This is a genomic window from Streptomyces sp. NPDC000594 (genome assembly GCF_040299965.1).
In the GTDB taxonomy this organism is placed as follows: Bacteria; Actinomycetota; Actinomycetes; order Streptomycetales; family Streptomycetaceae; genus Streptomyces.
Map to the genome: position 1 here is coordinate 25,540 of NZ_JBEPCY010000033.1, position 18,060 is coordinate 43,599.

General features: G+C 69.1%; 14 protein-coding genes and 3 pseudogenes. 6 read left to right on the forward strand and 11 right to left on the reverse strand.

Annotated features, from left to right (window positions below; translation table 11 throughout):
• Positions 1-253 precede the first annotated feature (253 nt).
• Positions 254-1,114 (reverse strand): hypothetical protein, encoded by an 861-nt coding sequence (locus ABT354_RS30570; RefSeq protein ID WP_351499758.1) that lies wholly within the window; start codon positions 1,112-1,114, stop codon positions 254-256.
• 554 nt (positions 1,115-1,668) lie between these two features.
• Here ABT354_RS30570 and ABT354_RS30575 point away from each other — a divergent pair.
• On the forward strand, positions 1,669-2,247 hold the full coding sequence (locus ABT354_RS30575; protein WP_351499760.1) for a suppressor of fused domain protein: 579 nt from the start codon (positions 1,669-1,671) through the stop codon (positions 2,245-2,247).
• Positions 2,248-2,286: 39 nt separating this feature from the next.
• Here the strand turns inward: ABT354_RS30575 and ABT354_RS38125 are convergent.
• The 3 genes and pseudogenes from ABT354_RS38125 to ABT354_RS30595 form a co-directional block, all read right to left on the reverse strand.
• Positions 2,287-3,371, reverse strand: a protein-coding gene (locus tag ABT354_RS38125; protein WP_502983530.1) for an IS630 family transposase whose coding sequence is annotated in 2 segments (ribosomal slippage) — positions 2,287-2,846 and positions 2,846-3,371 — 1,086 coding nt in all. Because the reading frame shifts where the segments join, the coding sequence is not laid out codon by codon here.
• 296 nt (positions 3,372-3,667) lie between these two features.
• Positions 3,668-4,444 (reverse strand): IS30 family transposase, encoded by a 777-nt coding sequence (locus ABT354_RS30590; protein WP_351499764.1) that lies wholly within the window; start codon positions 4,442-4,444, stop codon positions 3,668-3,670.
• Between the two features lie 154 nt (positions 4,445-4,598).
• A pseudogene (locus tag ABT354_RS30595) lies at positions 4,599-4,877 on the reverse strand (helix-turn-helix domain-containing protein); the annotation flags it as partial.
• A gap of 507 nt (positions 4,878-5,384) precedes the next feature.
• Here ABT354_RS30595 and ABT354_RS30600 point away from each other — a divergent pair.
• Positions 5,385-7,523: an NHL domain-containing protein gene (locus tag ABT354_RS30600; protein WP_351499766.1), complete on the forward strand. Its 2,139-nt coding sequence runs from the start codon at positions 5,385-5,387 to the stop codon at positions 7,521-7,523.
• Positions 7,524-7,708: 185 nt separating this feature from the next.
• Here the strand turns inward: ABT354_RS30600 and ABT354_RS30605 are convergent.
• Positions 7,709-8,553: pseudogene (locus ABT354_RS30605) on the reverse strand (IS5 family transposase).
• A 550-nt stretch (positions 8,554-9,103) separates the two neighbouring features.
• Positions 9,104-10,087, reverse strand: a complete 984-nt coding sequence (locus tag ABT354_RS30610) for a helix-turn-helix transcriptional regulator (RefSeq protein ID WP_351499768.1) — start codon at positions 10,085-10,087, stop codon at positions 9,104-9,106.
• Between the two features lie 63 nt (positions 10,088-10,150).
• Here ABT354_RS30610 and ABT354_RS30615 point away from each other — a divergent pair, with 63 nt between their 5' ends.
• Positions 10,151-10,537, forward strand: a complete 387-nt coding sequence (locus tag ABT354_RS30615) for a VOC family protein (protein WP_351499770.1) — start codon at positions 10,151-10,153, stop codon at positions 10,535-10,537.
• A 199-nt stretch (positions 10,538-10,736) separates the two neighbouring features.
• Here the strand turns inward: ABT354_RS30615 and ABT354_RS30620 are convergent, their stop codons facing one another.
• The 4 genes from ABT354_RS30620 to ABT354_RS30635 form a co-directional block, all read right to left on the reverse strand.
• On the reverse strand, positions 10,737-11,057 hold the full coding sequence (locus ABT354_RS30620; RefSeq protein WP_351499772.1) for a DciA family protein: 321 nt from the start codon (positions 11,055-11,057) through the stop codon (positions 10,737-10,739).
• Entirely contained in the window at positions 11,054-11,227 is a 174-nt protein-coding gene (locus tag ABT354_RS30625) for a hypothetical protein (RefSeq protein WP_351499774.1), read from the reverse strand. The genes ABT354_RS30620 and ABT354_RS30625 overlap by 4 nt, the downstream gene beginning before the upstream one ends.
• Before the next feature lie 238 nt (positions 11,228-11,465).
• Positions 11,466-11,987, reverse strand: a complete 522-nt coding sequence (locus ABT354_RS30630; RefSeq protein WP_351499776.1) for a hypothetical protein — start codon at positions 11,985-11,987, stop codon at positions 11,466-11,468.
• 92 nt (positions 11,988-12,079) lie between these two features.
• Positions 12,080-13,075: a NucA/NucB deoxyribonuclease domain-containing protein gene (locus ABT354_RS30635; RefSeq protein ID WP_351499778.1), complete on the reverse strand. Its 996-nt coding sequence runs from the start codon at positions 13,073-13,075 to the stop codon at positions 12,080-12,082.
• A 1,482-nt stretch (positions 13,076-14,557) separates the two neighbouring features.
• On the opposite strand from ABT354_RS30635, the gene ABT354_RS30640 reads away from it, so the two are divergent.
• The 3 genes and pseudogenes from ABT354_RS30640 (at position 14,558) to ABT354_RS30650 (ending at position 17,017) form a co-directional block, all read left to right on the forward strand.
• Positions 14,558-16,090, forward strand: coding sequence for an FG-GAP-like repeat-containing protein (locus ABT354_RS30640; RefSeq protein ID WP_351499780.1), 1,533 nt, complete (start codon positions 14,558-14,560; stop codon positions 16,088-16,090).
• Positions 16,091-16,200: 110 nt separating this feature from the next.
• Positions 16,201-16,429, forward strand: a pseudogene (locus ABT354_RS30645) (IS5 family transposase); the annotation flags it as partial.
• Between the two features lie 291 nt (positions 16,430-16,720).
• A complete protein-coding gene (locus ABT354_RS30650; RefSeq protein WP_351499782.1) occupies positions 16,721-17,017 on the forward strand; it encodes a hypothetical protein in 297 nt (98 codons plus the stop codon).
• A gap of 350 nt (positions 17,018-17,367) precedes the next feature.
• Here ABT354_RS30650 and ABT354_RS30655 read toward each other — a convergent pair whose 3' ends face one another.
• Complete coding sequence (locus tag ABT354_RS30655) at positions 17,368-17,910, reverse strand: RICIN domain-containing protein (RefSeq protein ID WP_351499784.1); 543 nt, start codon at positions 17,908-17,910, stop codon at positions 17,368-17,370.
• Positions 17,911-18,060: the final 150 nt, after the last annotated feature.

An 18,060-nucleotide genomic window follows, 5' to 3' on the forward strand; every position in this document is an offset into this window, starting at 1 on the left:
TGCGTTCCGGGTGATGAACCGGCTGAGGAGGACGCCCGAGCCCGAGAAGCCCCAGTCCTCACCTCAAGCCCGGAGCCGAACCCGTCCGACAGGTCGTGGAGAGAGCATCCGGGCTACGCTGCGGCCGTGACGGCCCGGGGATCCCCGGGCCCCTGGAGTCGTTCCCACAGGTCGGTTTTCGCTCGGATGTTCCTCAACCCCCGAATCGCAGCCGTCCGAGGCCGGAATCACCGTAGGCGGACGGCGCGCGGGGTCACTCGCAGTTCTGCGGCGGATTGCCTGCTTCGATCACGCACAGGTCGCTTCCCAGGCCGCCGTCAACGACCCCATCGTTCCTGAAGGTCACCTCCAGCCGATCGTCGCCCGTACTGCCGCGGACCTCACCGCCGTTGGTCTGTACGCTGATGTTGTCCTCGCCTGCGTCGCCGTTGACGGTGCCGGACACGATGTCGCTGTCGAGGGTGATGGTGTCGTCTCCGTCGAGCAGGACGCCCAAGGGGCCTCCGCCGCGGACTTCGCCGCTGCCCACCGCAGGACCCCGGTAGCTGCCGAAGGTGTCCCTGTATCCGCCGTTGACGGTGATCTCGTCGGCACCGCCGCCGCCCTGGACACTGCCGGATCCATCGACGCCCTGTCCGGGAACGCCCGCCTGCCCCGCCGCGGCGTTGCCTCCTGTCACAGTGATCTTGTCGGCGCCGGCGTCGCCGGCAACGGTCCCTGTGACAGCGTCACCGCCATTCTTCGTACCGTAAGCGCCACTGATGTCGATGACATCCTTCCCGTCGGCGAGGGTGCCCAGGACCGGTGCCCCGCCCCGGATGGTCCCGGTGACCGTTGTCGGGCCCGTCAGTTCCTGCTCGAAAGTGTTGCCGTCCACCCTGATGGCGTCCTCTCCGGCGCCGCCGTACAGGAACCCGGCGACGTGGCTGACAACGGTGATTTGATCGTTGCCCCCGCCACCGTTGACCGTGGTGTCGGCTTCAACCGACCCGCACAGGATTACGTCATCGCCGCCTGTTCCGGAGATCATGGTGCCGGTGACTACAGTGTTGTTGACCCTGCACGCGGAAACCGCGTGCGCGGCCGGGGCGATGGCCGCCAGACCGGCGGTCATCACCCCCAGGGCCGCTCCTACGGCGGCGACACGGACAGAGGTACGGGATCGGGGCATGGGAGGCTCCTTGGGCTCCTGGGGTGCCGACATGCGGCCGGGTCGCGGTAGGTGTGCGCGGGTTCCCGGCGATTGACCGCGAGTCCGGGGAACGCCTGTCCAGGGACCCTGGATGTGGATGCGCGGCGTACCGGAAGCCCACCCTCCTGTCATGCCCGCGCCACTGGGGCCGACGCGTCCCGAAAGAGTGAACCGCTCAGCGCACCGGCCAGGCAGCCGCCCAAAGGGTCACGTCGTCCCGAACGCCCCGCCGTGACCGGCACCCCAGGTACGCAAGATCGGGGGCTGGTCAGAGGGAGTGGAATCCGTCGACGCCCGCGGCGGCGGGGTTGGGGGCGGGGGTGACGTACTCTGCCACGGCTCGCCGGATTCACGAGCGCCGGCCGGACCGCCGGATGCCGGGGCGGTCCCGATGCCGCGAGCGGTGCTGACCTCACGCGTCCTGAACACCGGGTGAGGCGCCGGGCCGGTTGATTGAGGTCTGGCATGATCGCGCGGTGAGTGATGCGAAGGTACCGGCCGCAGAGGCCGTCGAGTCACATGTCCGTGAGTTCTTCGAGGGGCATTCCGTCGAGGCCGTTGTCCTCAGCCCCCGGCCGGACCGACCCGGGGCCGTGCCCGACCTGCGGGTTCTCGTCGTCGGCCCCGGTCCGCGCAGCAACAGCTGGGCCTACGTGACAGCAGGGTGCTGGGCCGCGACGGAGAAGGACGGCCACGGGCTTGAGTTCGTCCTCACCGCCCACGTCCGGGACCAGCGGTTCATCGACCTCATGGCCATGACCGCCTCTTGCCACCGCGGAGGGCACCGGCTCGATCTGGAGCACAGCATGCCGATCGGTGAACCATGGGTGCCGGGCTCGGCCTGCGACCATCTGCTGATCAGCCTGCCCTATCTCCACGGTCCTGATCTTGAGCACTGTCCGCTGCCCGGGGGGCACGCCCGCATCCTGTGGGCCCTGCCGGTGACGGCCGCCGAAATCGACTTCCGCAGACGCTCGGGTCATGAGGCGCTGGAGCAGCTCTTCGACGACACGGAGATCCACCCCACTGATCCTTTCCGGGCATCGGCGGTGTGAGGCGTTGGCCAGGCCGCTCTTGACGGTCACCGCGTGTGGTTACTGAGTTTGTAGGCGTGGTGTCGTCATGGTCAGTCTGGTTTCGGTGAGGCATCCGTCGATGGTGTCGCTGCGGTACTGGAGTCGGCGGAGGCCGTGGCGGAGTGTGGTGATGAGGTGGTCGGGGTCGGTGAAGGCGGTGTTGGCCTGGCTGCTTCGCCGGAGCAGGGACCAGATGCCCTCGACGGGGTTGAGGTCGGGCGCGTAGGGCGGCAGGTGGTAGGCGGTGAGCCAGTCCTGTGCATCGATGAAGGCGCGCAGGCGGCGGTCCTTGTGCACGTTCAGGTTGTCCCAGATGAGGATGACCGGTCCGCCGAGCTGGCGGTGGGCGGCTTTGAGGAGGTCGCGGTAGTCGGTCCAGGCGAAGCTGCGGCGCCCGCCCCGCTTGTGGTCGGTGTGCCGTCTGGGCCGGTAGATCAGGCGGGAGCGTTCGCCGGGTTTGTAGCAGGCCAGGGCGGCGATCGAGTACCGGCGCTGGGACCGGCCGCGGACCCGGATCACGGGGGTGTCACCGCGCTTGGCCCAGGTGTGTGAGGTCGGCGGCGTCATCGAGAAGCCGGCTTCGTCCTCGAAGACGAGCCAGGCCCCGAGCGCCGCCGCGGTGCTTCCACGCGGGGCCACACGTCCTTCACCCAGCCGGCCACCGCCGCCTCGTCGCGCTCCAGTGCCCGCCGGGCGGGCACCTGATGGCTCCAACCGTGCCGCCGCAACATCTGGGCGATGCCCGACAGGGTCATGGCCTTGCGGAACCGGCGCCCGATCAGTGTCCGGATCCGGGCCAGGGTCCAGGTCTGGTCCGGCCAGCCGTGCGCGACAGGCCCCTTGGCCAGTTCTTCCTCCAGCACCGTGAACAGGGCTTCCCGCAGTTTGGGCCGGGACACCGGACCACGTGACCGCAACCCCGTCTCGCCCTGTTCCGTCCATGACCGCCGCCAACGCTGGACCGACCGGACACTGACCCGTAACTCCTTCGCGACCACGGCATTGTCCTGACCCGCCGCTGACATCCCGGCCGCCTCCAGCCGGATGCGTTCTCGAAAAACCTGCCGTTCAGGAGACAAGCCCCCACCCTGCGGATACCTCATCTTCCAGGCATACCGCGACGATCAGACCCTGTCAGCCCCACACGACACCACGCCTACAAACTCAGTAACCGCCTCATACCCTGGGCATATCGCTGAACGCCTCGAAGGGGCGCTTCCCGCTTGCCGGACGAAGCAGGGTGAGCCGGACAAGCCCTCGCGCAGAGCGCGTACGCCAGCGCAAACAACGGCCGAGGGCCGAGGGACCTCGGCAATACCGCCGAGCCATCCCGCCAGCCCCCACAACCCAGATCATCCAGCCCGCACGCAGTCCGGGGGCAGAGTAGAGAGACAGCTACTCAAGCGGTCAACGCATCACCGCTGGTCAGGAGCTGAGCATAGACCTCGGACGGGCTCTGGTAGTTGTGGGTCTTGCGGGGGCGGTTGTTCAGTTCCTCGGCGATGACGTCCAGGTCGGCCTGGCTGAGCTTGCGGAGGTCCGAGCCCTTGGGGAGGTACTGGCGGAGGAGCCGGTTCGTGTTCTCGTTGGTGCCGCGCTGCCAGGGGCTGCGGGGCTTGCAGAGGTAGACCGGCATACCGGTCGCGGCCGTGATCGCCCGGTGCTCCGCCATCTCCCGCCCGCGGTCCCAGGTCAGAGTGCGTCGCATCAGAGGAGGAATGCCGAGCAGGCTGCTGGTCAGGTACGGGGTGACCTGCTCGGCCTTGATGCCCTCCGGCAGCGCCACCAGGGCCGTGTACCGGCTCGTGCGCTCGACGAGCGTGGCAATCGCCGACGGGCGTGTTCCCATCACGAGATCCCCCTCCCAGTGTCCCGGAACGGCGCGGTTCTCCACCTCGGCCGGCCGCTCGCTGATGGACACCATGTCCCGGATGATCCCTCGGCCGGAGGGTCGCCGGGCCTTCTTTGGCTGGCGCATCGGGCGCGCGGTCCGCAGCCGCTGGGTGAGCTTGCGGTTGATGGTCTGGCGGCGGCGCGGATCGTAGAGCGAGAGGTAGATCGCTTCGTACGAGATCCGCATGGCGGGCACGTCGGGGAAGCATCGTCGCAGCCAGCTGGAGATCTGCTCCGGCGACCGGCTCAGCGCGAACTTCTCCTCGACGAGGGCCCGCAGCACGGGCAGATGGGCCAGCTTGGCGGCCTTCGGCCGGCGGGCACGCCGGTACGCGTCCCTGGTCCGCAGCGGTGGCCCGGTACAGCTGCCGGCCCGCGTTGCGCGCGATCTCCTGGGAGACGGTCGACGGCGGCCTCCCCAGGCGGGCAGCGATGTGTCGGGCGGACTCGCCCGCCGCTATGCCGCGTGAGATCTCCTCGCGGTCGCCCGGGGTCAGGTGCCGGGCCGAGCGCCTCGGCGGCGCCTGGCGCACGCCGCCCGTCTGGGCGAGGAAGCTGCGGACGTGGTGCATCGGGACACCGAGGACTCGCCCCATGGAGTTGAACGACTCGCCCTCCCGCCACCGCCGCCATACCTCGTCCTGCTGGATCGCCGAAAGCCCGTAGTCACGCACCTGTACCTCCACGATCACATGATCATCTAGGGGGTGGTGCATTGATCATTTGAGGTCGCCATCGTTTGACGACAGGCAGGTATCAGGCGTGACTTGATCCACCCGCACCGCGGTCAGCCCGGGTGTGCGCTGAGGCGAGCCCTCAGGAGGGGCCGCTGGATGATCTTGAAGATTTGTGATCACCGTTGGTTTTGCGCCGAGATCCGAGGAACGAGAACCTGTCGTCGCCCGGGTGTACCAGGGGTTTTCTGTTCAGCCGATATGAACACTACGGCGATTCGGACAGTCGTACGACACATGCGCCATTGCCCCGCTTTGCACCCCGGTGCTTAGCTTCGTCGCCGAGTCGAGAGTCAACCCAGAACCGCACACCGTTCGTTCCACGCGCGTCAACCACCCGTACCCGCAGACCAGTTTGCCCAGCACAGGCCGATGGACGGCGAATCCGCGCGTCCCGGCGTCCACCGGCCGCGCCCTGTACCGGTACCGCCAAGTGGCCTGGTCAGTTCTGTGTTCTCGGGTCTCCCGCCACGACAAGGAGCAGCAGTCATGCCGAACGTGAGCACTTCCGGAACCGGCCCGCAGCCTGCGGGTCTCCCGCAGGGCACCATCACCACGGTGGCGGGTGCCCAGCAGGGCGCTCCCCTTCCGGACGGCAGGCCCAACCCGCAGACGCTTCTCGGTTATCCGCAGCGTCTGACGGTGGACAGGAGCGGGAACCTGTACTTCGCCGACTGGATCGGGAACCTGGTCCGCAAGGTGACCCCTCAGGGCGTCGTCACGACGGTCGCCGGCACCGGCCAGGAGGGGTACACCCCCGACGGCGGCCCGGCCGCCGCCGCCATGCTCAGGAGGCCCTCAGGCGTGGCGGTCGACGCCAACGGCAACCTCTACATCGCCGAGTCGTACAACCATCTGGTGCGCAAGGTGGATGCCAAGGGCGTCCTCACCACCGTCGCCGGCAACGGGCAGCGCACGAATGGGTGGAACGGCGGGCCCGTCACCGCCGTCGCCACCGCCACCCCGGTCGAGGTGCCGACCGATGTGGCGGTGGACGCCGACGGCAGTCTCTACATCGCCGAGCACGGTGGCCACCGTATCCGGAAGGTGGACACCAAGGGCATGATCACCATCCTCGCCGGCGGCGGAGCCGGAGCCGTGGCCGACGGCCGACCCGCCAGCGTGCTCAACGCTCCCTATGCCGTGGCGGTGGACCACAACGGGAACGTGTACTTCGTGGAGTACGGCATACACCGGGTCCGCAAGATCGATCCCAGCGGTGTCATCACCACCGTCGCCGGCAACGGCGTGGCCGGGTACGGGGGCGACGGCGGGCCCGCGGCGTTGGCCCGGCTCTACTCCCCGAGCGGGGTGGCCCTGGACGCGGCGGGCAACCTCTACATCGGGGACCGCGACAACCGCCGCGTGCGCGGCGTGTCGTCCGTCGCCACCATGGCCCCGCCGCCCCTGCCGTCGGCCGACCTCTACGGTGAGGTCGTCAGCGTCCCGTCCGTGCACCGAGGCCAGGAGTTCGACCTCGGCGCCCGCATCAAGAACCGCGGCCCGAAGACCGCCGACGGCAAGGACGTCACCGTCGTCCTCACCCTCGCCGAAGCGCTGCGCGGCCCGGCCGGCACCACCGGTCGGCAACTGTCACGCACCTTCACCGGCCAGCGCCTGAAGCCCCATCATGGCTCCCTGGACGGTGTGTTCCGCGTCCACGCTCCTGACGGCACACCCCCCGGCCTCTACACCTCCACCCTGGAGATCCGGTACGGCGGCGACCCCAACCTCACGGACAACACCTACACCCTGCCCGTCACCGTCGTCGTCGCGGCACCGGCCGCCGACGAGACCGCACTGACCATCACCCAGGCCAGCCTCCTGGAGGCGGAGCCGGGCCAGCGCACCGCAGTCACCGTGAGAATCGACTCGGCCAGCGGGCAGCCGATCAACCCGGGCGATGTCTTCCACCGCTTCACCGCCCCCACCGGCTTCGTCTTCACCGGTCAGCCCTTCTACGGGTACTACAACACCATCCACGGCGTGATCGCCGGGAACCTCGACTACCGCATCGAGGACGACGGCCGCACCTTGATCGTCATGGCCAACCCACACGTCAACACCACCACCAGCGACACCGGCCCGCTCTACTACACCATCCCGCTCCAAGCCAGGCCGGACGCCGTGCCGGGAACCTACGACGGCGGCTCGGTGAACATAGGCCGGCACCCGCGCGTACCGCTCATCGGCACGGTCACCGGCACCGCGCAGAGCGAGGCCGCGTTGCGCGTCAGGCAGAAGAACGTGCCCCGGGCCGCCCCCGGCGAGTCCACCGTCTTCAATGTGGAGATCGGCTCCCCGCGCGACGAGCCGACCGACCCCGGCACCATCGAGCACCGCTTCATCGCCCCCACCGGCTTCGCCTTCACCAGCAGCGTCTCCTACGGCTATTCCGCCACCCAGCCCGCCGTCACCGGAAGCCTCGACAGCCGCCTCGAAGACGACGGCACGGCCCTCGTCTTCTCCTTCGACCCGCACGTCAACACCGGGCTCACGGACCGGTCCGCGCTGATCTACACCATCGGCATCCGCGCCCTGCCCGGCGCAGACCGCGGCACCCACGACGACGGAGCCATCGCCATCGGCAGTCTCCTGCCCATACCGCTCACCGCCACTGTCGACTGAGCCGACACCCCGCGCCCGAGACCGGGAGACGGGTCCGACCGGAGTCCGCCAAGGTGATCAAGGGCAGCGCCATCGTCCCGCGCTCCCCGGCAGCGGTGCACGGCGGCCGCGAAGCGGCTGGCCAGGCCGGGGCCCGCAAGCTCATCACGGCGCTGGCCGCCCACGACTAGGGCGTTTCGTTTGGATCACCGGGCAAACCAGCGGAAGATGCCCGCGACGTGGAGTCCGGCCGGGTAGATGGTCGCGGTCTTCTCGTAGCGGGTGGCGATGCCTCGCCAGTGCTTCAAGCGGTTGATGCAGCGTTCGACGGTGTTGCGCTGCTTGTATGCCTCGCGGTCGAAGGCGGGTGGCCTGCCGCCGCGGCTTCCGCGCCGCAGGCGGTGGCCGCGTTGATCGGCCGGAACTGGGATCACGGCGCGGATCCCGCGCTTGCGCAGGTGCTCGCGGATCGCGCGGGAGGAGTACGCCTTGTCGGCCAGGACCACGTCCGGCCTGGTGCGGGGCCGTCCTCGCCGTCGGGGAACGCGAAGTCGGGCCATGACGTGTGCAAAGGCGGGTGCGTCACCGGCCTGGCCGGCGGTGAGCACGAAGGCCAGTGGCCGGCAGTGGGCATCGGAGGCCAGGTGGATCTTTGTGGTCAGCCCGCCGCGGGACCGGCCGATGGCGTGGTCTGCCGGTTCGCCTGCTGGGGCCCCCTTTTGCGGGCCCCAGCCGCGTGCTGGTGCGCGCGCACGATGGTGGAGTCCACCGAGACAGCCCAGCTGAGGTCTTCGTCGGCGTCGGCCTGCGCGAGCACCGCGGTGAACACCCGCTCCCATGTGCCGTCGATGGCCCACATCCGCAGCCGGTTGTAGACGCCTCGCCAGTTGCCGTACTTCTCGGGGAGGTGGACCCACTGCGATCCCGTCTGGAACTTCCAGGCGATCGCGTCGATCACCTCTCGATGATCCCTCCACCGGCCACCCCGCCGTGGTGTCCGATCTGGGAGTAGCGGCTCGATCCGCGCCCACTGCGCTTCAGTCAACGGCACACAGGAACAACGATCGGCGGGGCTGGTTGGAACGGCGCTGCTCGTCAGGCAGTCGGCCCAGTGCGAAGCCGCCGTACGTCCCGCACGAGCGTGGACAAGGCGCTGAGGAAGATCACGGCTCCAGCGACGAGCCAGAGGACCGACGCCCCAGAGCGGTACTCACGAACGCCAAGAACGAGCAGCATCACGCTGGCAAGGACGCCGAAGGCCGAGATCAGAGCGCTGATGCGGTGAGTCACACGGACATCATCAACGACAACCTCGGCCAGCGGAAGTGATCCAAACGAACCGGCCTAGCAGTCCGGCTCGCCCCCGTCGTCGTCCTCGTCTGTGCGACAACCTGCGGATTCGTCGTGATGCCCGCTGTCTCGGTAGGGGGTCTGATCAGGCGGTTCGCAGGAAGCAGCCCGCGTACCCGCATGTGGATCATGATGGGGCTTCAGGATTCCCGATGTTCCGTCATGATCCACACGGCTCCCCGATCCCGGCTGATCGGCTGACCTGGCGCAACGGCGAAGACGTCACAATCGAACCCACGGGATGTTGCACACTACTGGTCACTGAGGTCGCCATTCATTGACGGCACTTCGTTGGCTGCGACCAGGTCCCGGGTACGGCGTAGCAGTGCTTCCCGTACATCGTCTGGGGACAGGACCTGTAGTGGGGTAGCGAGGCTGAGCAGGTATTTGGCGAGTCCGTCCGCGTCGGGGCCGCCGATGTCGACGATGGTGGCGTCTGGGCCGTCCTGGCGGTGAGTACCGACCGTCGGCGGGACCAGCCGCAGTGCTCGGCCCATGGGCAACGAGAGACGGACGGTCACATAGAGCGGGTAGGTGCCGGTTGCAATGGACCGAGAGACGAGCAGTACCGGGTCGGGCGGGTCGAGGAGTTCCACAGCATGCCCGGTTGGCCGTATGTGCACCACTCGGTCCGCCCGGAACGTCCGCCACTCGCCCCGCGTCACATCCCGGGCCACGAAGTACCAACGGCGTCCTGTGTGCACGAGACGGTGGGGATCGATCTCCCGGGCGGTGGCCTTCCCTTCCCTGTCGCGGTACGACAGGTGGGTGCGCTCGCCCCGGCGGCACGCGGTGGCCAGTTCCAGCAGCATGCCCGGCGCGATCTGCGGCTCGTCGGGCCTGGGGGTGTGCACCAAGGCGGCGTCCATCTCGCCAAGTCGGTCCGCGATCCGTGGTGGAAGGACCTGGCGCAGCTTCAGCAGCGCTGACAGCGCGGCCTGGTCACCGCCGAGAACGCCGCTGAGTGCTGCCTCACGCAGCCCGACGGCCACGGCGAGTGCCTCTTCGTCATCGAGGATCAGTGGCGGGACCCGGTTTCCGGCCCGGAGGCGGTAACCGCCCCAGGGCCCGGGGTCGGACTCGACTCCGTAGCCGAGTTCCCGGAGCCTGGCGATGTCCCGGCGCACCGTGCGCTCGGTGACCGTCATCTGGTCGGCCAGCTCACCGCAGGTCCACGAAGGCCGCGCGGAGAGCAGTGAGACAAGTCGCAGCAGGCGGGCCGAAGTACTGATCACATCGTGAAGTGTCCCGCATGACCAGGACTGAAGCTGTCCTGGTCCCGTCATAGCGTCTGTCTCATGAGCACTGGAAAGACATCCGCACCCGCGATCCGCTACTCGGCCATCACTTTCGACTGCCCGGACCCCGCCGAACTGGCCCGCTTCTATGGCAACGCCCTTGGACTGCCCATCGCCTACTCCACTGACGACTTCATCCTGCTCGGCCAGGAGGGCTCGGCCGGACTGGGGTTCAACCGCCTGGTCGGCTACCGACGTCCCACCTGGCCTGACCCCTCCCAGGAGAAGCAAGCCCACATCGAACTGGGCGTGGATGACTTGGATACCGCCCAGGCCTGGCTGCTCGCCCAGGGTGCCGTCGAGCCGGCGGTCCAGCCGGAACCCGACCGGTGGCGGGTCTTGCTGGATCCCGCAGGCCACCCGTTCTGCATCACCACCCTGGTCTGAACATGATCGGCAGGCTGATGACCATGACAGCGCACGCAGGCAGAGGCGGCGAACTCGCCGCTGTCCTGCTGAGGGTGGTGGAGAGGCTGCACGGCTTCTCAGGCTGTGAGATCTACCTGATTAGCCAGGACACAGCCGATCCGGACACGGGAACGACCCCTGCGCGGGCGGGGCGGATACTTTGTGAGCTGCGGTGTTGTCACGTGATCATGGTGTTTTCGTTTACCTGCATCTGAGCGAACCTCTGGGCGGTGGAAGGCTGCTGAGCGGCAGAGTAGATGGCGTCGAAGTCGGCGAGGACGGTGCCGCCGGCGGCCGGGGCGACCATGCCGCGCTCGGTCATCATTCTGCCGATCGCCGCACCGAGTCCGAGCGGCTCGCGGCCGTCGCGCCATACGACGGTGGTCGTAAGCCGCTTCGGCTTCCGGGTGGTGGCACGGTTCTTCTTCGCCTCTTCCCGGGCCGCGGTCAGGGTCTGGCGGGCGAGGTCGACGCCGCTCAGCTCCGACTCGGTGGTCATGCGATCACCGGACCGGTGGTGGTGTCGCCGTCCAGCGGGCGGGCGGCGAGCTTGGACAGCCGCTCCGTCCACGGCACGGACCCGGGCTGATCGGTCTGGGCAGGGGACTGCCCGCGCAGCTGCTCCAGCCGTACGCCCAGGAGGTGGTGCGCGGTGCGTTCGCGGGTCAATTCGGCGGCCTTGGTCGGCCGCCGCGACGGCGTCCGCGCCGTTCGGGCTGTGCCGGTTCTGCTCGGGCCGGTATGCCTGGCGGGCCTCGGCTTCGGTATTCCGCGGTGTGGCCCAGCGACCCCAGCGCGCTGCTGCGCGGCACGCCGAGGGTCTCCTCGGCGGCCTGGAGCACGGCGAAGGCGAGCGCCGTGGCGGTGGCCGGGTACGCGGCCAGCTCGGTCGGCGGGGATGGGGAGGTCAGGTGGCGCGGGATCTGGCTCCGGTGCGGTCGGTGAGTTTCAGGCGGTTCTCGGGTGTCTGGGGTGCGGGCCAGAGCTGGATGAGGTGGTGTTCGGGGAGGGTTCCGTCCGGGAGGACGGGCCGGTCTCCCAGGGTGGTGGCTGTGTCGCGGCCCCGGGCGTGGAGGCGCAGTCGCCACGGGCGGTCGTCGCCTTCGCCGCTGGGGATGGGCAGGTCGGTGAGGTCTTCGGTGATAAGGCTGCCGATCATGGGGCCGTCCCTGGTGAAGCGCATGCTGAACTCAACGGCTTCGTCCCAGGGGATGAGCTCGGGTTCGGGCTCGGTGTCGTGGATCTCGACGGTGACGTTGATGTCGCCCCAGGAGGTGCCGGTCATGATGTTCGCCTGGTCGCCCTCCTCATTGAGCCAGACGAGCCCGTTGCCGGTGGTGCGGTCGTCGTCCGGTTCCTCGGCGTCCGTATGGGTGATCACGTAGAGGTGGTGGGTGACACCGATCCTCATGGTTTCGCCGGCCCTCATGAGGCTCCTTTCGTTTGTCGGTGCCTACGGTCCCCGTACGTTGGTACGGGGACCGCATCATGCCAGCTGTGCTACCGGTCCGGCGGGGTGGTTCAGACCTTCACCCAGAAGCCGTCGGCGTGGACGACGCGGAACTTCTTGTAGAAGCTCCCGATACGGCCACCCTGCTTGTTCTGTTCGTCCACCGGCACCCAGGCGATGCCCCTGCTGTTCGCCGGGACGTTGGTGCCGCCCTCCAGCGTCGAGGCGAACGGGTATCCGTCACAGGAGAGGCCGGGGCCGGGAGAGGCCAGGCCCCCGCAGACGGCCCGGCGGTTCGCGTTCCTTCGCGTCTCGTCCGCCTCGCGGCGGAGCACGCTTCCGTTGGGAACACCCAGCTTGAGCCCCCGGGACTGGACGTTCTTGATGTTCTGGGAGATGCCCGGCAGGTTCGCCATCGTTGTGATCGTCGGGATGTAGCTCGGGTAGGCGCAGCCGGGGCTGAGGGTGCGCCGGTCGTTGCGGGTGTTCCAGAAGGTGTCGTCGCAGCGGTACTTGAGCGACTTGTACTTGAGGACGGCGGGGGTGAAGCCGGCCTTGGTGAAGGTGAAGGTGTAGGAGGACTCGGTGGTGTGTTTCTTGTTCTTCTTGACCCCGCTGGTGTAGTTGACCTTCCCGGAGATGGCGGGCCCGAGGCTGCGGTCCTTGGGGAACTTGTTGTCGGCCGCGCAGGGTTTTCCGCACTTGGCCTTGTAGGTGACCTTGACGCCGTTCGCGTTGACCAGGGTCGCCTTGCTGATTCCGGTGGTCTCGGACCACTTCAGGGACTTCTGCTTCAGCGTCATTGTGTGCGTGATCTTGAATGTGGCCGAGCCGACAGGTTGGCCGTTGCGCAGCAGCGTCAGCTCGACGTCGGCGGTGGTACAGCTCTCGTACCGGTTGTAGACGATGTGGTTGACCTTGCACTTCACGGCAGCAGGCGCGGCCAATCCTTGCCTGGCCTGCCTGACCTCGACCTTGATCGACGATGCCGGCGCGGAGGGAGCGGCGGGGGCCGCGTGAGCGGGCGCCATCGCCGTGCCGGTGAGAGCCAGGGCGGTGATGGACACCCCGGCGAGTCGCGTGACCGTTGAACGCACTTGTCCCCCAACTTTCCGCAGCGCACGCCGGGGGCGAGGTGCCCCCGGGGTCTGCGAGCCGCCCAGACGCTACGGCCGGAAGCCCTCGTGGTGCGATGTGAATCCCGGCGGGCTGACCGGTTCCGAAACAGAAACTGTCCAGAAACGGATTATCACCGCGCAATGAGGGCTAAAGTGCACACTCTCTTCCACTTCCTGGAACACCCCAAAACCTGAGAAAAGGGCCACCACCATGGTGCGGAGCGCCCTCCACCCGCGCTACTGCGCAGGAATCGCCGCCCCACCGAGAAGCCCGCCGCTGCCTGTCGCCCGCCCCAGCTGTCGACATGATGAAAGGGAGAAGCGGCCTTCAAGAGCGCGGGCGCCAGGACGCGCACGGCACGGACGTTCGCCTCCGGCACCACCTGGATAACCGCAGCGATCAGCTTCGGCACGCTCCAGCGGAGCTTGGTACCAACGGCCGGGGCATCGGGGACCAGGTTCAGGCGGCCGGTGTCCGCGTCGAACGCCCTCGCCTCCACTCGCCCGGCGTGCCCAGTCCCGGCGGCTCGCGGCCATCGCGCCGGACGACGGTGGTGGTTCGCCGCTCTGGCCTCCTGGCGGTCGCGCCGTTCTTCTCGCCGACTCCCGGGCCGCGATCAGGGCCTGGCGGGCGAGGTCGACGCCACTCAGCCTGGTGGCCATGCAATCACCGCCCCGGGGGTATCGCGGACAGATCCCACCCGGCCCGGTCGGAGGGCTGTTCCGTACGCGCGCGGGACAGGTTTTCGGTCGACACCACCTCGCTCGGCTCCACCGGCGGCAGCCGGCTCCGGGCCGTCGGCGCCGGATCCATCCGCTCCGCGACCGCCACCGGTTTCCGTGTCCGCCTCCGCTGGGTCGACGACGCCGGACGCGGCGGCAAGCAACTCACCCCGAGGAGGCCAAACACCTTGGCTCCTTCATCAACTGGATCGGTGTCGGCGAACCGTGGAACCCACCACGGACCAGGCGGGGCCCGGTACGCCACCATGCCCGGTACGCCACCGTGCCGTACCGGGCCCCGCTCCCGCCCCGGCCCATGGTGGCGCCCGGGTTCCCGGCTGGGGTGATGCCGGGTGCCGGGCCGGCCGGGGAGGAGAGACCGGGTGCCCATGCGCCGAGGTGGCTCCGGCACCATCGCCCCGGCACCGGCCTCGTCGGCGAGGACCCGGCGCCACTGCCGCCCGCGGATGCGGTGGGGCGCCGAGTTGTCGGTATTGACCGGCAGGCCGGTGGCCGTCGTCACCCCGCGCCGCACGGTTCGTCGGCGCCTCCGCCTCGGTCCTTTCGGTGCTCCGGGCTGCATCCCGCGGCCGGGCCGGGATGGCCGCTCGTCCTGTTCGTTCTGTCTGTTCCGCTGGGCTTGTACAACCATTCCCGGGCGGTGCGGGTCCGTTGATCGGAAGAAACCCCCACTTCCGAGGAGTGTCCATGAGAACACCCAGGCCCGCCCGACTGCCGGTGCTGGTCTCCGCCATCGTGGTGACCGTCTCCCTGGCGTCCCCGGTCGCCTTCGCGGCCCCCGCCGGAGCCGAGCGGTCCGCCCTGGCGGGTCCCGCGCCCCGGGAGCGGCCGGAGGACTTCAACGGTGACGGCTACCGCGATCTCGCCGTCTCGGCGCCGGGGACCCCCATCGCCGGACGCCAGGATTCTGGATCCGTCGCCGTGCTGTACGGCTCCCGCTCCGGGGCGCTCCAGGGCCGGCGGCAGATCCTCCACCAGGATGTCGCCGGCATCCGCGGCACCGTGGAGGCCAACGATATGTTCGGCGGCGCCCTGACCACAGCGGACCTCGACCGCGACGGTTATACCGACCTGGTGATCGGGACCCCGTACGAGAACATCGGCACCGCCGGGAAGGCGGGCTTCCTCAAGGACGCGGGCTCCCTCACGGTCGTCTGGGGCGGCCCCCGGGGCCTCAACGGCTCGACGGTCCTGGACGGAGTGGTGGCCTACGGCGAGCTGGGCCGACATCTGACGGCCGGTGACGTCGACGGTGACGGCGACCAGGACATCGTCACGTCCTCTGCGGCCGGCAGGGACATCGCCGTGTTCGAGGGACCGATCCGCCACAACGGCGCCACGGCGGGCATCACCGCCTTCCCCCACCCGGAGCACACCCGTAACCTCGACCTCGCCTCCGGCGATGTGAACGGGGACGGGATGACCGACATCGTCGTGGCCCGGAAACATTACGACCTCGGGGACCGGCGGGACCACCGGTACGTCATGTTCTGGCCCGGCGGACCCGCCGGGCTCGCGACCCCCACCGAACTCACCGACGCCGAGGGACTGCCCCTGGAAGCGGACCATGTGGCTGTGGGGCGGATCGACGGTGACCGCTACGCCGATGTCGTCGCCGGGCGGAGTACCCATCACGTCAACCGCCCCGACGAGCCGGCCGCCGCCCGGGGCGGCATGATCACCTACCTCCCGGGCTCCGCCGCCGGACCCGTACCGGCGCGTTCCCGCGTCCTCAACCAGGACAGCCCCGGGATCCCCGGTACCGCCGGGGAGTCCGACCTGTTCGGCTCGGGCCTGTCCATCGGCGACACCGACCGGGACGGCTACGGGGACATCTCTGTCGGAGTTCCCAACAAGCGCTCCAAGGGGGCCGAGTCCGAAGGCGGCCGGGTCGTGGTGGTGCGCGGCGGCGCGTACGGCCCGAGCGGAACTGGGGCGAAGGCCTTCTCCCAGAACACCCCCGGGGTCCCCGGGACCGGTGAGAAGAGCGACCTGTTCGGTCGGACCACCCGGCTCGCCGACACCGACGGCGACGGCAGGGCCGAGCTGTTCATCGGCAACGATCAGGAGCACGTGGGCAAGGACCGGTATGCCGGCGCGCTCTGGCGGCTGCCGTCGACCGCATCCGGGACGACCGCCCGGGGCGCACACATGATCACCCCCCGTGACCTCGGCATGCCCACCCCGTGGAGCATGTTCGCCATGGCCTTCCAGGACTGAGGAACCGGCCGCCGGGCCCGCGTCGGACGGTCCGACGCGGGCCCGGTCCTCCTCCGCCGTGAGAGCGGTTCGCAGACCGGATTCGTAGAGGTCCAGGCCGTCCGAGCCCGACCGGGGTGCAGCGGCGCTGTCTGACGCGCGACTTCCCCCACGGGGACAGCGTCTACGGCTACTTCGCCAAGTGGCAGCGCGACGGGCGTCTTCGCCCGGCTCAACGGCCTGCTGCGGGAACTGGTGCGCGAGCAGGAGGGCCGGAAGGCCGAACACTCGGCGGGTGTGATCGACGCACAGAGCGTGAGAACTTCCACCGGCGTGCCCGTCACGATTCAGGGCTTGGACGAGACAGCGGGAGGAGGCGGCCTCTCAGGCCTTCCACCCCTACCTGAAGGAGGTCGGGGTGGTCTGCACGCACGCCGGGGCGTTTCGTCGAGTCCGGCAGGATCATCACGGCGGTATGGTCTCCTCCGGGATCGCCGTGGGCCCGCACCTCGCCGCACGGCTCTCCGGCGAACAGGTGGGGCGGGCCCCGGCGCCGACGCTGGAGTACGACCCCGAGTCACCGTCCGGCACCGGGAGCCCGGACAAGACGGACACCACGAGAAGCCGGCCGCCCGCCCCGACCTGCCGACCGTGCTCGGCGAACAGCTCGCCGACGGTCCCATTCCGGGGGTACGGTTCGCTCTCGCCGACGACCCCGACGCGAAGGTCGCCGCAGCCGTCGCGTCCCACCCCGGGCCCTCCGACGAGCGGCTGCGCTCCCTGCTGCACCGGTACGGAGCCCGGGTCGCCGCCGGGGTGGCCGGGGTGACGGCCACCCCGCCCGCGCCGCTGGAGGAGCTGACCTGGTGGGAACCCCCGACCGGCCGGGCACTCCGGGAAGTGGCCCGACACCCCGGGCGCCCCCTCAGGCCTTCCTCGGCTGTCTAGCCGACGAACGCGCCCGTCACGTCGCCGCCCGGCATCCCGCACTTCCCCCGTCCGCCGTGACCGGGCTCCTCCCCGACGACCACGAGGCCGCCTCCCGCCGTCATGGCCCGACTTGTCGCCGAACTCGGCGCGGAACACGTCCCGGAGCGGACTGCCGTACGCACCGTGGACCCGCTCACCACCTAGACACGGCGACGGCGATGCCCGGTCAGGGGTGGTCCTCCGTCGACGGGGACCGTGATGACCGGAGGGCGCCTGCCGGAATGACGTGCCGTCGATCCTGCTGGGGAAGGGCTCAGCGCACGGAGTCCCCGCCGACCTGCGTGGGGTTTTTCTTCTTCATGCGATCACTACCCGCTGACAGTGCGATACCACGCGCGTGACGGATGGGTGTCGCAGTTGTAGATGACCGTGGGTGTGTTGTTCGCAATGTTTCCTCCGGCGGGGCTGAGACACTTGCCGCTGTTGTGGTTCACCAAGTGGGAGCCGGAGAAGTACCAGAGTCTCGACGGATGATTGTCACAGATGTAGATGACCGTCTCGGTGTTGTTCAGCACTCCGCCACCGGCGGGGCTGAGACACTTGCCGCTGTTGAGGTTCAGGAGCTGATATAGGCCGCTCCCCTTGAACACCAAGTACCACATGCGCGAGGGATGGGTGTCGCAGTCATAGATGACGGTCGTGGTGTTGTCCACCACGTTTCCTCCGGCAGGGCTGAGACACTTGCCGCTGTTGGCGTTGAGGAGATACGAGCCGAACGCGAGCTGCGCTGTTTCCCTTGGGGCCACCGGTGCCTGATTTGAGGCCGCTGCGGTGGGTGCCGAGAGGACCGTGCCACCGATCATGATGACAGCCGCGGCGATGAGCGCCGAAGCCTTGGAATTCTCTCCCATGGTCTGCTTTCCTCCAAACAAAGTCGATTGAAGAGCAGGGGCGTTCGCCACCATTATGCCGACCGGGCGAGCAACGGGGTACCCGTTGCACTGGCCGTGCCGTCCAGGCCTGGCGGGGGGCGCCCCGGCCCGTACACCGCTCGCCGCCGC